Below are 15,819 nucleotides of genomic sequence, written 5' to 3' on the forward strand. Positions count from 1 at the left end.
GCGGTAGCGGAGCGTTCCGTAGGTCTGCGAAGGAGACGGGGTGACCCTCTCTGGAGATATCGGAAGTGCGAATGCTGACATGAGTAGCGACAAACAGTGCGAGAAACACTGTCGCCGAAAGTCCAAGGGTTCCTGCGCAAGGTTAATCCACGCAGGGTGAGCCGGCCCCTAAGGCGAGGGCGAGAGCCGTAGTCGATGGGAACCAGTTGAATATTACTGGGCCTGCCAGAAGTGACGAATGCAAGATGTTGTCTGGTCTTATTGGATTGATCAGGCTTTTGGCGCATTCCGGGAAATAGCTCTGGCGTATAGACCGTACCCGAAACCGACACAGGTGGACTGGTAGAGTATACCAAGGCGCTTGAGAGAACGATGCTGAAGGAACTAGGCAAATTGCTCGTGTAACTTCGGGATAAACGAGACCCGATCGTGGGCAACCATGACCGGGTGGCACAGACCAGGGGGTAGCGACTGTTTAGTAAAAACACAGGGCTGTGCGAAGTCGAGAGACGACGTATACGGCCTGACGCCTGCCCGGTGCCGGAAGGTTAAGAGGAGATGTGCAAGCATTGAATTGAAGCCCCGGTAAACGGCGGCCGTAACTATAACGGTCCTAAGGTAGCGAAATTCCTTGTCGGGTAAGTTCCGACCTGCACGAATGGCGTAACGACTTCCCCGCTGTCTCCAGCATCGGCTCAGCGAAATTGAATTCCCCGTGAAGATGCGGGGTACCCGCGGTCAGACGGAAAGACCCTATGAACCTTTACTGCAGCTTTGCAGTGGCATCAGAGACATTCTGTGTAGGATAGGTGGGAGGCTTTGAAACCGGGGCGCCAGTTCCGGTGGAGCCATCCTTGAAATACCACCCTGAATTTTTCTGATGTCTAACCGAGACCAGTCTAGCCTGGTCCGGGACCCTGCATGGTGGGCAGTTTGACTGGGGCGGTCGCCTCCCAAAGTGTAACGGAGGCGCGCGATGGTGGGCTCAGGTCGGTCGGACATCGACTGTTGAGTGCAATGGCATAAGCCCGCCTGACTGCGAGAGTGACAGCTCGAGCAGAGACGAAAGTCGGCCATAGTGATCCGGTGGTCCCACGTGGACGGGCCATCGCTCAACGGATAAAAGGTACTCTAGGGATAACAGGCTGATCTCCCCCAAGAGTCCACATCGACGGGGAGGTTTGGCACCTCGATGTCGGCTCATCACATCCTGGGGCTGGAGCAGGTCCCAAGGGTTCGGCTGTTCGCCGATTAAAGTGGTACGTGAGCTGGGTTTAGAACGTCGTGAGACAGTTCGGTCCCTATCTGCCGTGGGTGTATGAGACTTGAGAGGATTTGTCCCTAGTACGAGAGGACCGGGATGAACATACCTCTGGTGCACCGGTTGTCGCGCCAGCGGCACAGCCGGGTAGCTAAGTATGGACGGGATAACCGCTGAAAGCATCTAAGCGGGAAACCCACCTCAAAACGAGGTCTCACAGGGCCGTGCAAGACCAGCACGTCAATAGGCCGGGTGTGGAAGCGCAGTAATGCGCGCAGCTAACCGGTCCTAATCGCCCCTATCGCTCACACAACGCCTCCTCACCACAGCGTGACGGTAGGCACACACATGCACAGCAGTCATCCACGCAACACACACACACAACCCATCACCAACCTATCCCACCCCCAAAAAGGGTGGTTCAGAAGACCTGGTGGCCATGGCGGGAGACTTCCACCCGATCCCTTCCCGAACTCGGCCGTGAAACGCCCCAGCGCCTATGATACTGCATCTCAAGATGCGGAAAAGTCGGTCGCCGCCAGGTCCCCTGAACTACCCACACAATCACCAACGCGGGGTGGAGCAGCCCGGTAGCTCGTCAGGCTCATAACCTGAAGGCCGCAGGTTCAAATCCTGCCCCCGCAACCATCTGAACTTGCGATGCGAACGCATCACGAACCCCAGTCTGGAAACGGGCTGGGGTTTTCGTTTGTCCGCCCGACGCGACCGTCAGGATGCCGGCCAGATCGCCCCGGACGTCGATCTGAAGCCCCTTGTCGGATGGCGTCAGGATGATCGCCTCGATCAGCGAACGGATCACCTCGGCTGCCTCCTGGCGCTTCTCGTCCAGCTCCGAATGCAGCATGTCGTGTAGCCGCGCGAGTTGCCGGTGGTAGAACTCCGCCATCTGGGGATGGAGCAGGGGCGGCGGCGCCTCGGCGGTGGCGAGGAACTCCTTCAACTCCGCCTTGCGGGCTTCGAGCTTGGATCCGCGTTCCTTGACTGTCTCGATGGAAATGGCTTCGGAAAGATAGAGGTCCATCAGCCGCTGGATGTCGCGTTCGACCCGCTTCAGTTCTGATTCCGCTGCACCGATGTCGGCTGATGCCTCCATGCGCAGCCGGTTCATCTCGGTGGTGAAGGCCGAACAGAATTCGGCGAACAGATCCGGATCCATGAGGTGGTGACGCAGGGCGTCGAGGACGCGGCGCTCCAGTTCCTCGCGGCGCATGTTGGTACGGTTGTCGCAGGTGCCCTTGTTGCGGGCTGTCGAGCAGCCGAGCAAAGTGCCGGAGATCATGGAATAGCCGCCACCACAGCAGCCGCATTTGCTGAGGCCGGAGAACAGGTAACGCGGACGGCGTTTCTCCCGGAAATGATTGGGCGAGGATGTGTCGCGTGTGTCGCGGCTGGCGCTGACACTGGCCTGCCGCACCTTGACCGCGTCCCACAGCTCCTGATCGACGATCCGCAGCTCTGGCACTTCCTGGATTACCCACTCAGAGTCCGGATTGGGACGGGCCTGACGCTTGCCGGTGTCGGGATCCTTGATGAAGCGCTGGCGGTTCCAGACCAGCCTGCCCACGTACATTTCATTATTGAGGATACCGGTGCCGCGTAGCCGGTTGCCATTGATGGTGGAAAATCCCCAGGCACCGCTGCCCGGTGCGGATATGCCTTCCTCGTTGAGACGGAAGGCTATGGCGCGTGGCCCCAGTCCGGCCGCGAAGTCACGAAAGATACGACGGACCACTTCGGCTTCCGCTGGATTGATGGTCCGGTCGCCCCGGATGGGCTCGCCATTGGCGTCCAGTCTGCGCACCACGTCATATCCATAGGCGTTGCCGCCGCCGGACTTGCCCAGTTCCACGCGTCCCCGCAGGCCGCGATGGGTCTTCTCGGCCAGGTCTTTCAGGAACAGGGCGTTCATCGTGCCCTTGAGGCCGACATGAAGGTGGGAGACTTCGCCTTCGGAGAGGGTGACGATCCGCACGCCGGCATAGTTCATGCGCTTGAAGACGCCGGCGATGTCCTCCTGGTCGCGGGATAGGCGGTCCATTGCCTCGGCCAGCACGATCTGGAACCGTCCGCGTTGTGCGTCGGCGATCAGCGCCTGGATGCCGGGCCGCATCAGGGAGGCGCCCGAGATAGCGTGGTCGGTATACTCCTCGACGATGCTCCAGCCCTGTTTCTCCGCGTGGGTGCGGCACACCCGAAGCTGGTCGGCGATCGAGGCGTCGCGCTGGTTATCTGATGAGTAGCGGGCGTAAAGCGCGACCTTCATGACGAGGTATCCCTTACGGTCCGGAGCGGCGGCGCTGCTCCTGTTGCTGTGACCGGAACCAGTCCCGTGCCGCGCGGCGTGCCATGAGGCGGACCAGCGCCACCAGACGCGGGTCGGGAGTGTTGGGGCGCAGGACGAGCCGCAACTCGGGCTCGGGCGGCCGATACGCCGGGGCAATGGACTGGCAGGGTCTGTCCGTCATCGTCGCTCTCTTCCGACCGCAAGGCAAGGAAAACAGACACACGATCTGGACAGATCGCTGTTATTTCAATGGAAATCCGCACTATGGACAGGCGTGCTCAGGCGTATTCCAGCGTACGGAATCGTAGTTACGGCTGGTCCCGGATACAGGCGCGTCGTACAAATACTGGCTAATGGCGGTATCCAGAAGAACAAATGAATACGCACGTCACCGAAATCGCATTTACGGAAGCGCCGGCAGGTTTTGTGGAACTGGTCACGTTTCACAAGGCGGAGAGCGGCTGGTCTACGTCACTACTGTCTACAAGAGCCGGTGGACTGTTGTGCTGCGGAGATATCGTTGCGGTATTACGTATGCCATGCTGGTATGGAACCTATTCTACACAGATAGCATGCCAGGGGCTTGGTCAATTCGTTCACACTAGGCTATCTTTTTTAGCGGCTTAAGTTCCTAATTTGCATAACGAAGCAGTAGTAACGTCGAGCAACAAAGGGGGAGGCGGGCGATGAATACCGAGAAGGCTTTGGCAGCGTCGCTTGTCTTGGCACATGTCGCACAATCGATGCCAGCGTACTGACTCGTCGGCGAAGGATGTCAAGCACATTTGCAGAATGGACTACACGTCTTGAAGCGCATTTTAAGGCTCTCGCGGAACTGCGTCGAGCCCATGGTCTTCCCGTGTTCGCTCTCGAGCATGGACTCGACGAGAATGAACAGCGGAGTCTTGGTAAAAAACTCAATACATCTCTAGCAAAAGGCGAAAGCACGTCAAAATATTGGCTGTTGTGGGTCGTTTATTCAGCTGAACAAGGTTACGATTATGATGGTGAGGAATTTTGGGAGACTTTTGAAAGAAGAACTCCTTATTGGACGCGATATTGCGATCGACGGTCACTTAGAGACTGGTTTGTAAAATTCCACCAACGCTTTGACGGGTTCAAGCCAACAGGCCCATGGGCTTCATGGTTCTCGATCATCGCGTGGCCGATAACGCATGCGTTATTGCCGCGAGATCTGCAGCTACAACTGGCAAAGGCACTCTATGAGTGGCGCTATGCATTGGCTGCGCGGATCGACTCACCTCCTGCAGAACTAGGTCGCTTTCTCGCGACGGTGAGCGACGAGGCGAGTTCGCGCTTTCGTAATTTCCTCCAACAGGAGGAGGTCGCAGGTAGGATCGTGTTTGCGCTGCTCGGAGGTAGAAACGAAGCCGTCGAACATTTCATCCATTCCAGTACGCTCGACCGAATCGTCACCGACCTCCAAAAAGCTGCCAGCGGAAGGGCATGGTTACACGACGCGCGAAAAGTCGTTGAACGCGCGCGCTTTCATGGAACATCATCTGTAAATCAGACAACCAATATGGCTGATGTCTATCGCAGGGACACTGGAACTCATGAGCAAAGGCCAGAAATCCGGCCGGCGTTGACGCTACGGCGAGTATCGGCTCATGAGTGGAGGCCGGTCATGGAGTTGCCCTCGTTGAGACCCATTGCCGAGATCAACTCAGACCTGAATAAGTTCCTTCGGCAAACCCGTTGTCAGGTTGCTGGTTCATTAGGCGCCCTGCCGGCGGGCTGGTTACTGCAGGGCGACCAGAGGCGTGTCCTGACCAGTTGGCCTTCACCGAACAACCCCGTGGTCAAATTCGACCGCGAGCAGCCAGTTTTGGAGCACCTTCTGCGCGTCGACGGGTGTATAACTTCAGGTCTGGCATGGCTTTTTCGGGTTGGATCGGACGGTCTTGCGCGCGAGATTATCAGTCGTGTTGTTCGCCCCGGGGGCCGATACATCTATGTTTCGTCCGAGCAAATTGCAGCCCCATCTTTTGGTGAGGAGATCAGTCTGACCGCTAGCGGCGTGACCGGACTGGCGCTCGATCTCCCAAACGTCCTTGCGTCAGTGGAGATTGATGCGCTGAGGGCGTTGCATCTTAGCGTCTCCAAGAATGTGAGGCTCGTGCCCGTTGGCCTCGGTGCGAGGCGGTGGGACGGCGAAGGTTTTGCAGAATGGATGGATGGCGAGACACCCTGCGTGTCACTCCTTGCCGATTTTGGGGTCGATAGTTACTGCGTAAAGCTCGACGCAGAATTCGTGCATGTCGACGTCAATGGGCGATCTGATCCAATATTACTCAGATTCTCAGATTTGAGCCTAGGTCTCCATTCTCTGACAGTCGAGGTCCGCCCAAGCGACAAGACCAGCCCGGTGATTTCGGGCCTTCTTCAGATATCGATGCGGCATGCTCGACCGTGGATAGCTGGCACTTCCGCGCATATCGGCTTGGTCACGACCATCGAGCCCGAAGAGCCGAGCCTAGATCGCCTCTGGGAGGGGGACGTGAAATTGCAGGTCTTCGGACCCGCCGACCACCATGTTCGCGTGAGCGTAGATTTGCTCGATGCTGCTGGCGCGAAGCTCGGCAGTGAATTTATTGCCGACCTGCCATTGCCGGTGACAGCCGAACGCTGGGAGCGCGCGCTTTCAATCTTTCTCTCAAAGGAGACAGATCCCTGGGCATTCCTGCGCGCCACTTCGGGGCGCCTCGTTGTCGAAGGCGATCAACTGGGCGTTCGTCAGATCAGTCTCCAGCGCGAAGTCGCTCCCGTCCGCTGGGTGTGGCACAAGACAGGGCACGGCACGACCTTGCGGCTGGTTGACGACCATGAAAGCAATGATCTGCCAGAACTGAGTTTCTATCCCTTCTCCCATCCGGCCCGGCTTGAGCCCATCAGTCTCGAACTCGCGACCGAGGGCTTCCTACCTGAGAATGAGGGAGGCCTCTGCGTCGTCTCATATGGGGAGATCCAGCAGGCCCTGATCGTGAGTATGCCGACTGTCGTCGGAGGCTTCCGTGGGCTGCTCGTTCAGCCGAGTTTGGCGAACCTTCTACCTTATTCGATGTCGATGATGCCGCGCATTGCTAGCCTCATAGAGATTTGGTCCACGGCTAAGCTCGTAGGCCCACTCGCGGGAAATCGACGTGACAGGGCTGTAACCGCGCTTCGAGGCGTCTTGTGTGAGTTCGTGTGTGGGAGAGACTGGATCGACGCTGAGAATGAGTATGCCAGTTCGCCGAAAGGTGTGTCCAATCTGAAGCGCTTCGCTGGCGCGACCGGGGCACCAGCCGCCTTTAATTTCGTTCTGGCCCGCGACGTCGCTCGGTTTCAAATGATCCCGCCCACTGAACGCACGAAGGATCTCATCGACCTAGCCCAACGTTACAAAATTGCTTCGCGTGAGGCCTGTTCTGATGCGCTCCAAGTTGCGTCCTGGCTGGAGCAGGGCGACCGATGGTCGGAGGCGATCGCTGAACGTATCACCTCTTCCAAAGACGCTGCGAGCCTGACGCGAGCCGCTCGCTTTATCACTACAGCGACGTCATTACCGTTCGAAGGGCAACCGACGGTGCCACAGGTAACTCGCCGATGATCGAGATCGTGAACGTGGATGAGATCATCGCCTCCGCGCGCCGTGATCTCGGGCTTCCCGTCGGGAGCGAGGTGGACAGCGCCTATTGGTTCGCCGGCTTGCGGCGCCTCGCCGGGCAATTGTGCCCGTGCTCGCCACGCACCCTCGTTTCGTCGATGGGGGGCAGTCATCGCGTCTTTGCGCTCGACGTGCCCGATCTAGTCGGCCACCTTGAGGATTGCGTGGACGCGCTCGTTGCCGTTGGTGATTTGCTCGAGTTCCACGACGTGACAACGCTGGACGAGAAAGTGAAGGCGACATGGGTCTTCGCCGCGCCGCCCTCATTCGTCATGCATCCGTCGGGTGCGGCTTACATATTGGGACTAGCGCCTGACGACGCGCTTCCTCTGCCGATTGCATGGAGGGAGCGCGTGGTCTCGAGGGGCCCTGTCCGGGTGCTCGAGCCTCTGCCTGGTGAAGATCTCGACGCATCGCTCAAGAGCATCGGCTTTCGATCCTTGTCTCTTAATGCATGGATGCGGAGCCCTAGGCTGGAGAGCGCGGCCTCCCTCATCGCCGGGCTTGACGCCAAGCTGGCAGCGCTGGGTCCGGCCGGCCACGTTCCAGATCTGAAGGTTTTCGACGGGGCAAAGGACACGCGTAGCTACCGGGCACGGTGGGTCGCCCCATCGGGGCAGGACGGCAATTACATCGTCCGTCGCCCGCAGGCCTATGGAGCGGACCTTTGGGGTTATGCGCGCCTCGAACGGGGTGAACTTACGAAACTCGTCGACTTTCCTGTCCCCGGATCCCGGTATCGGGGGTGCGACATGGCATGGCGCGTCCAACTTGCGATCGACGCTTTGTTAAAGAAGCCACAGCGATACCGGATCGTGCCATTGGACGGGGCCAAGCGCTTCGACCTGTTCTTCCCATTGCCGGATTGGGCACGGCGGCGTCTCTCGACGATCGGGCAGGAAGTGGCTCCCGACAAATGTCTGATGTCGTTCTGTCTTCCGCTTGATTCTGTGAGAGCGGAACAGGCCTTCCTAAAAGAATATCTTTTTCTCGAATGTGAAGAGTAAGGACTGAATTGTATGGCTGCGACGATACAAGAGACGATTGAACAACTGCACACTTCACTCAGGGATTATATCGAGGCAACCTACCATATCGGCGACGCGACACTTATCAGCCAACGCCAAACACTACTGAAGAGGACCGGCGTTACTCACCAGATCCCTTACCTCGAATCTACGCCCAAATATCAACTCGGCCAGAATTTCGCAAAGATCGAGGGTCTGCCTCCCGCGGCCCTTGCAGTGTATTCGGCGTTGGCGAAGACTGATGGCAAGCAGCCAAGACTGCTCTTCGACCCGCCTTATCGGCACCAGGCGGATGCTATCAAGCATTCGCTGATCGGCGGGCAGAACCTCGTCATCATGACCGGCACCGGCTCGGGCAAGACGGAATCGTTCCTCCTGCCGATCCTCGGGAAGTTCGCCCGCGAGGCGGCGACGAATCCCAAGGCTTTCGGCAGCCAACACGGTGTCCGGGCGCTGCTGCTCTATCCGATGAATGCGCTCGTGAATGACCAGCTTGGCCGTTTGAGGGCCATTTTCGGCGATCCCCGCTTGGCGGCGGCGTTCACCGAATGGGCAGGCAGACCACCGACGTTCGCGCGCTACACCAGCCGTACGCCCTATGCTGGTGTCCGCACCAGTAAGCGCGACAGTAAGAAGTTCATGTCGTTTGAGAGCTTCTATGTTGAGATCGAGCGTCAGGCGTCGGGTCCAGAATCAGAGGATCAGCAACGCGCGTCGAAGCTTCGCAGCGAACTGAAGGCGCGCGGAAAATGGCCGGCGAAGCCCGACCTCGAAAAATGGTTCGGGGCGAAGGGATCGAAGTGGGCGGACCCGAAGACTGGCGAACCGTTGCGGGCAGTCACCCTACCAGAGGATTCCGAACTGATTACGCGGCATGAGGCGCAGCATGCCGCGCCGGATATGCTGGTCACCAACTATTCGATGCTGGAATATATGCTGATGCGTCCGATCGAGCGGACCATCTTCGATCAGACGAGCGCTTGGCTCGCTGCGAACCCGGACGAGAAATTCACGGTTGTCCTCGACGAGGCCCACCTCTACCGGGGCGCTGCTGGTGCGGAAGTCGGATTGCTGATGCGGCGGCTGCGCGCGCGGCTCGGTATCTCAGTCGAGCGGTTCCAAGTGATCTGCGCCACAGCGAGCTTCAACGAGAAGGAGCATGCGGGCGACTTCGGATCGCAGTTGACCGGGGTTGATGCAGACAGCTTCGTGGCGGTCACCGGCGACCTCGATCTGCGGCCGCACGCGGCCACGGGAAGTAAAGCGGACGCAGATTTGCTGGCAGGGGTCGATCTGGCAGGCTTCTATGACTCCGACGAGGACAAGCGGCGAGCGGCCATCGCTCCAGTCCTCCAGCATTGTGGCATTACGCCGACCGGAGATATCGGCCCCGATCTGTATGCGGCCCTCGAGACCTTTCCGCCGCTCGGCCTATTGGTGAACAAGACGATGAAGGCCCCGCGTCCGGTGGCCGGCCTCGGCTCCGAGCTTTTCCCGGATACGCCCGATCAGGCGGACCGCGCTGTGACGACGCTGCTGGCGCTCGGAAGTGTCGCCCGGGAAAATCCGGAAGCTGCCGGTCTGCTACCCTGCCGTATCCACAATTTCTATCGGGGCTTGCCCGGCCTCTGGATATGCATGGATCCCGATTGCACCGAACTCGGCGCCGACGAGCATTCAGGAATCTGCGGCAAAATGTATAGCCAGCCCCGCGAGATATGTGGTTGCGGCGCCCGCGTGCTCCAATTCTACACCTGTCGGAATTGCGGCGCAGCCCATGCGCGCGCCCATTCTGATGACGTCGACACGCCGAACGCTTTGTGGTCAGAGCCGGGGCGGCGTCTGAAGATGCCGGGAATGGAGACCTCGCCGCTCCTCGATCTTGATCTCCTGCTGGAAGAACCTCGGCATCCGGATCTCGCGGAGATAGCGGAATATGATCTCGAGACGGGCCGGATAAACCCGCTCAATCAGAGTCCGCGGACCCGTACCGTGTATCTGCGTAAGGATCGCGTCACCCCGTCATTCGACGATGAGGGAAATCAGGACAGTCGGTTGGAGGTGCGCGGCCAGTTCACACCCTGTGCGGTTTGTGGCGATACGGCTGCCTTTGGGCGAACCTCGGTTCAGGATCACCAGACCAAGGGGGATCAGCCTTTCCAGGCCCTGGTCGCACGCCAGATTCAGGTCCAGCCACCTGGGCCGCAGCCGGCATCGAGCTTTGCGCCGCTGCGTGGACGCAAGGTACTGGTATTCAGCGATTCCCGTCAGGTTGCCGCCCGCCTCGCGCCGAACCTCCAACTCTATTCGGTGCGCGATGCGCTTCGAACGCTGATCGTATGGGGCTTCGACCGGCTTCGTCAGCACCCGATGATCACATCGATGCTCAGCCTCGATGATCTATATTTCGCCGCGCTCCTTGCGTCCAAGGGCCTCGGTGTCCGGCTCCGACCCGAGATCAAGGTGGGGGAGAACTTTGCCGCCGAAGCCGCGATCGAAGCCGGTGTTCAGGCCGGCGCGCTCGATGATCCGACCCAGTTCATGATGCTCTGGATGAAGAACAGGGGCGATCGTCCGCCGGAGGGCTTGCTCGACGATATCGTCAAGACCGTCAGGGACCGTCATCTCGGACTCGAAGCGCTCGCGCTCGCCTCGCTGTGCGAGAGTGTCGACAAGGCGGCGGCGGTTCATGCGTTGCCGGCAATCCCGGGAATTGCGGATACCAACGAAGACAAGATCGCACTGGCTCGTGCCTGGCTGCGATGCTGGAGGCCGAAGGCCTTCTGGCTGAACGCCATGCCGAACACCTGGTACAAGCGCGGTGGCGGAAGCGGGACCAGCGTGCGATCGCAAAAGGGCTCGTTCAAGGCGATGCGCCGCGTGCTCCCCGACAAGACCGCTTACTCGCTCTTCGACAAGCAATGGCAGCCTGCCCTGATGCAGATCTTTGCCGAAGAGATGGAAAGCGGGTTCAAGCGCCTCGCTGGCAAGAACCTCTCGCTGCTCATGGATGGCGAGTGGGTGCGCTGCGGCGCATGCCGTTCGGTTCACCGACCCGTGCCGAAGCTGCCGCATTGCCTCGATTGCGGCAGCAGGGAGATCGTCTCCCTCGATCCCGCTACGGACCCTGTCTTCGTCGCACGCAAAGGCTATTATCGGGCACCCGTCATAGCGGCGCTCCATGATCCCGAGCACAGGCCGATGGCATTGATCGCGGCCGAACATACGGCGCAGCTAAACGCGCCGCAGAGCGAAGACGTCTTTTCACGCGCGGAGGAAAATGAGCTTCTCTTCCAGGACGTGGCGCTCGATTGGGGCGCGGCGGCGAACCGCTCGACTGCGATCGATATCCTTTCGAGCACGACCACGATGGAGGTCGGCATCGACATTGGCGCGCTCTCTGGCGTGGCGCTTCGCAACATGCCTCCTGGTCGCGCGAACTACCAGCAGCGTGCTGGTCGTGCCGGCCGCCGGGGCAACGCGGTCGCGACCGTGGTGGCCTTCGGAAGCGCCGATAGCCATGACGAGCATTACTTCAGCGACCCCGAGGCGATGATCGCAGGGCCGGTGGTCGACCCCCAACTCACCCTCAACAACCCCGACATTGTGCGTCGCCATGTCCGGGCTTATCTGCTCCAGCGCTATCACCAAGATCGGATTCCGGGGTTCGATCCCGACGTCGATCCCAACTTGTTTTCGGTATTGGGCACCGTCACCGGATTCCAATCGGGAGATGAAGTCCTCAACCGCGCCGATTTCGAAGCGTGGCTGAAGAAGAATGCCAAGTCGCTCCGGGACTCCGTCGCCGACTGGATTCCAATTCAGTTGTCGCCGGAGGATCGGCAGGAATTGCTCGATGATATGGCGGCCGACTGCCTGAAAGCGATCGATGACGCCCTCAAGGGCAAGGTGCTGGGCGGCGAGAAGGTCTTCGAGGAGCCTGACGGGGAAGGCGTCGAGGTTCAGGAAGAGGAAGGCGAAGAAGTTCCGCCCGAGAAGGCACAGACTGGCAAATTGCTGGACCGGCTGCTGTATAGTGGCGTGCTGCCGCGCTACGCATTTCCAACCGATGTGGCGCCGTTCAATGTGTTCGACATCGACCGATCGACGGACTTCCGCCCGGTGATGAAATTTGCCCCGTCGCAGTCTCTGCCGGTCGCGCTGTCGCAATATGCGCCTGGCAAGACGGTTTGGATCTCGGGCAAGTGCTATACGTCAGGAGCGATCTATTCGCCGATGTGGGAGGACCGTGTCGAGGCGTGGCAAAATCGCCGCCTCTATCGCGAATGCTCCGAATGCCATTTCGCGCAGACGGTGCCGCTCGACGAGGGCCTCAAACCCGGCGTGATTGACAACTGTCACGCTTGCGGCGGCGAAAGCACGTTCGGACCGACGCAATATTGGCTGCGTCCGCCAGGCTTTGCCCATCCCGTCTATGTGGACGAGATGACCTCGCCCGACGACATGCCCGAAACGGCTCACGCGACGCGGGCGAAGTTGACGATGCCAACCCCGGCCGACACTGAGAAGTGGATCGCGATTAACGACCGGATCCGTGGCATGCCCGATCGCAAGCATCTGCTGGTGTCCAACACCGGGCCGAAGCAGAAGGGCTATAATTACTGCACGAAATGTGGTGTGATCGAGGCCAGTGCCGAGAGCACGGCGATGCTCGGCGGGCCTCACAGGAAACCCTATCCCGACGAGAAGGAACCGATGTGCGAAGGCGCGGGCACGACCCGGCACCTTGTTCTCGGCACGGACTTCATCACAGATATTGCATTGTTCTCGCTGCGCGTGGCGGCGCCGCTCAAGCTGAAGCCCGGCTTCTATCCGACGGATGTCGCGCTGCGGACGGTGAGCGAGGCGATCGCCAAGGCCGCCTCATCGATGCTCGAGATCGAGCCCGGTGAACTCATGGCGGAATATCGACCGGCGTTGACGCCAGCGGGAATAAGCGGGCTCGAGGCGGAAATCTTTCTCTACGACACCCTCCCCGGCGGCGCCGGCTTTTCAGGCCAGTTGGCCCACCGCGGCGAAGAGTTATTCCAACGCGCGCTTACCCTGATGAAGACATGCCCGGAGAATTGCGATACATCGTGCTATCGTTGCCTGCGTAGCTTCAAGAACAAGTTCGAGCATGGGTTGCTCGATCGGCATGTCGGCGCGGAACTGCTCGCATATCTGATCAGCGGCGAGATGCAGCCCTTCGACACTCGCCGAATCAAGGCCTCGACCGTCCTGCTCCACCAGGATCTCGAGCGCCAGGCTGACGGTGTCCGGTTCGGCCTCGATATCGACGTCGATGTACCGGGGATGGGGCCGGTGACGATCCCGATCCTCGCCAAGCGCTCGGATGGTCGGCGGTTTGCGATCGCGCTTGCCGGCGGATTGACCGGTGACCATCCGGCCGATCCAAGGATTGTGGAGATGCGTGAGAGGTGGCCGGATCTCCTCGTCATTCCGGTAAACGAACTGCTGGTCAGGGGCAACTTGCCGGCGGCATCGCGCTCTGTTCTTTCCGCGATCGCCTGAAACGGTAGGATGTAGCCCATGATCGAGATTTTGGGTGTTAACAGCGGCCAAGAGTATGAGGCCGCTGTTCACTTGCGCAAGCAGATACTGAAGCTGTGGCCCGACCTCGCACAGAGCAAGGACGATATCGTCAAGATATTCGTCGGGTTCAAAATGTATGGATATAAATTCCAGGATATCGACATCATCGTCGTCGGCAGCTTCGCGACGCCGAGATCGTTCGATGCCGAGATGAAATTCTATCCTTCTGAGGGGGAGCCATTCATTCCGAAAGGCGCGTCTATTCGGAACTTTGCCCTACTGATCGAGGAGAAATCCCATAACGCTCTCGGTGTTCGATTTGAGGGCAGAACCGCCACTGTTAAATACAGAAACAAAAAAGACGGGGAGTGCGTCACCGAGAAGGCGTTCAAACAGATGTTCGAGTTCAAGAAATATCTGCGCGATCGGAATGGCGGGAACATTTTCGTTCAGGAACTAGTGCTTTTTTCGGGGCTGAAGGAAGCACAACTTCCGCCAAGACCTCATAATTTCATCGCGAGCGACACGAGTTTCGAGAGGCTTCTGAACACGTTGGGGCAAACCTCCAGTCCTGTCAGATCCGGCCCTTTCGCCAATCTGAACTTCGGAGCAACGGAAGTCTTCCGAAAGATATTGGACCCAAACTTTGCGCTTTTCGACGTCCTCGAACCGACGCCTCTCGATCGGAAGCGCATGGACCTAATCGCGAAACAGGCGCTGCCGGACGATTGGGTCGAGGACATGGGTGAAAAGCAGATACTGCTGAAGGGGCGCGGTGGCGTCGGCAAGACCGTTATCCTCTTGCAGATGGCGTATCGAGCCTACCAGTTCGAAGAGAAGCGTTCACTGGTCCTGACCTTCAACAAGGCGCTCGTCGCGGACCTCCGTCGATCGATGGCCCTTCTCGGTGTGCCCCGTGCTGTGGAGACTGGGGGCATCGGTATTGAAACGGCGCACGGGTTCTTTGGCCGCCTCATGATGGCCCTCGGCATCATCGAAGGCTACGCCGACTTCCTCGAGCGCTATGGCGAGCACAAGCAAGCGTTGCTCGCTTATCTCGATTCAGGTGCAGTCAGCCGCGATGATATAGACAAGCTTATTCGCGATCAGGCTGATCAGTTCGGCTGGGACAATGTGCTCGTCGACGAGGGGCAGGACTGGCCGTCGGACGAGATTGCAATTCTGCGGAAGATCTATGGCTTGGAAAGCCTGGTCATCTCCGACGGTGTCGATCAGTTAGTTCGCGGGACTGTGGCCGACTGGAGTACCGGTGTCGGCAAGGCGTTATTGCGCAAGCGACGGCTGACGCGCTGCATGCGGATGAAAGCTAATTTGGCGGCGTTCGTGTCCGATATGGCGACAAATCTCGGGATTGATGATTGGGTTCTGGAGCCGAACACGGATGCCGCTGGCGGCCGTATCATCATCGTCGATGGCGACCTGAGTTCACAACCGGAGCGTTTGAAGGAATGGTGCGACGAGGCAGAGGCGCTGAAGAACGCGCCGGTCGATCTTCTGGCCTGCGTGCCCCCATCATTGGTCGGCACGGTCCGCGACTGCCTGTGCAAGCCTGCTAGAGAATTCGTTTCCCTGGGGCACCGCGTCTGGGACGGTACGAGCCGCGACGTACGGGAGCATTTCGCGACGAGCCGTGACCAGTTGAGATTCGTCCAGTACGATTCATGCCGCGGCCTCGAAGGTTGGACTGTTATCAATTACGGCTTGGACGAACTCTGGGATTATAAGTATGCCCAGTGGGTCAACGAAGGCCATCAGGTCGATGACCTTTATACCTCTGTCGAGGATCTCGCCAAACTGCATGCGTCTCGATGGGTGATGATTCCCCTGACGCGCGCGATTGATACGCTCGTCATTAACATCGGAGCCCAACAGAGCTTCGTACGCGATGCCCTGTTGAAGGTGGCAAAGGCACGGCCCGATATCATCGATTGGATCGGCTTCGAAGACGCTGCAGCGTTCTGATGTGGTTTTAGCCGGT

Annotated in this window: 6 protein-coding genes, 1 tRNA gene and 2 rRNA genes (1 of these 9 only partly in view); 7 read left to right on the top strand and 2 right to left on the bottom strand. The window is 59.2% G+C overall.

Annotated features, from left to right (window positions below; genetic code table 11):
- The 3 genes from A0U93_RS15335 to A0U93_RS15345 form a co-directional block, all read left to right on the top strand.
- Positions 1-1,573: ribosomal RNA gene (locus A0U93_RS15335) — 23S ribosomal RNA — on the top strand; it begins 1,166 nt to the left of the window's first position.
- A gap of 117 nt (positions 1,574-1,690) precedes the next feature.
- Positions 1,691-1,805: ribosomal RNA gene (gene rrf, locus A0U93_RS15340) — 5S ribosomal RNA — on the top strand.
- A gap of 27 nt (positions 1,806-1,832) precedes the next feature.
- Positions 1,833-1,909, top strand: a tRNA-Met gene (locus A0U93_RS15345).
- Here A0U93_RS15345 and A0U93_RS15350 read toward each other — a convergent pair.
- Together A0U93_RS15350 and A0U93_RS15355 are read right to left on the bottom strand one after the other, a co-directional pair.
- Complete coding sequence (locus A0U93_RS15350; protein ID WP_077808603.1) at positions 1,866-3,545, bottom strand: recombinase family protein; 1,680 nt, start codon at positions 3,543-3,545, stop codon at positions 1,866-1,868. The genes A0U93_RS15345 and A0U93_RS15350 overlap by 44 nt on opposite strands.
- 13 nt (positions 3,546-3,558) lie before the next feature.
- Positions 3,559-3,747, bottom strand: coding sequence for a hypothetical protein (locus A0U93_RS15355; protein ID WP_077808088.1), 189 nt, complete (start codon positions 3,745-3,747; stop codon positions 3,559-3,561).
- A 678-nt stretch (positions 3,748-4,425) separates the two neighbouring features.
- On the opposite strand from A0U93_RS15355, the gene A0U93_RS15360 reads away from it, so the two are divergent.
- Genes A0U93_RS15360 through A0U93_RS15375 form a run of 4 tightly spaced genes read left to right on the top strand, consistent with a single transcriptional unit; the run spans position 4,426 to position 15,803 of the window.
- Entirely contained in the window at positions 4,426-7,179 is a 2,754-nt protein-coding gene (locus A0U93_RS15360) for a hypothetical protein (RefSeq protein ID WP_149026887.1), read from the top strand.
- Entirely contained in the window at positions 7,176-8,243 is a 1,068-nt protein-coding gene (locus tag A0U93_RS15365; RefSeq protein WP_077808090.1) for a hypothetical protein, read from the top strand. Before A0U93_RS15360 ends, A0U93_RS15365 begins: the two co-directional genes overlap by 4 nt.
- 12 nt (positions 8,244-8,255) lie before the next feature.
- Positions 8,256-13,799: a DUF1998 domain-containing protein gene (locus A0U93_RS15370; protein WP_077808091.1), complete on the top strand. Its 5,544-nt coding sequence runs from the start codon at positions 8,256-8,258 to the stop codon at positions 13,797-13,799.
- 18 nt (positions 13,800-13,817) lie between these two features.
- A complete protein-coding gene (locus A0U93_RS15375; RefSeq protein ID WP_077808092.1) occupies positions 13,818-15,803 on the top strand; it encodes a DEAD/DEAH box helicase in 1,986 nt (661 codons plus the stop codon).
- The last annotated feature ends 16 nt before the right edge of the window (positions 15,804-15,819 follow it).

This window comes from Neoasaia chiangmaiensis, from assembly GCF_002005465.1.
In the GTDB taxonomy this organism is placed as follows: domain Bacteria; phylum Pseudomonadota; class Alphaproteobacteria; order Acetobacterales; family Acetobacteraceae; genus Neoasaia; species Neoasaia chiangmaiensis.

Coding starts and splice junctions, on each gene's coding strand:
- A0U93_RS15355 (WP_077808088.1), bottom strand. CDS start 3,747: ATGACGGACAGACCCTGCCAGTCCATTGCCCCGGCGTATCGGCCGCCC.
- A0U93_RS15370 (WP_077808091.1), top strand. CDS start 8,256: ATGGCTGCGACGATACAAGAGACGATTGAACAACTGCACACTTCACTC.
- A0U93_RS15375 (WP_077808092.1), top strand. CDS start 13,818: ATGATCGAGATTTTGGGTGTTAACAGCGGCCAAGAGTATGAGGCCGCT.
- A0U93_RS15365 (WP_077808090.1), top strand. CDS start 7,176: ATGATCGAGATCGTGAACGTGGATGAGATCATCGCCTCCGCGCGCCGT.
- A0U93_RS15350 (WP_077808603.1), bottom strand. CDS start 3,545: ATGAAGGTCGCGCTTTACGCCCGCTACTCATCAGATAACCAGCGCGAC.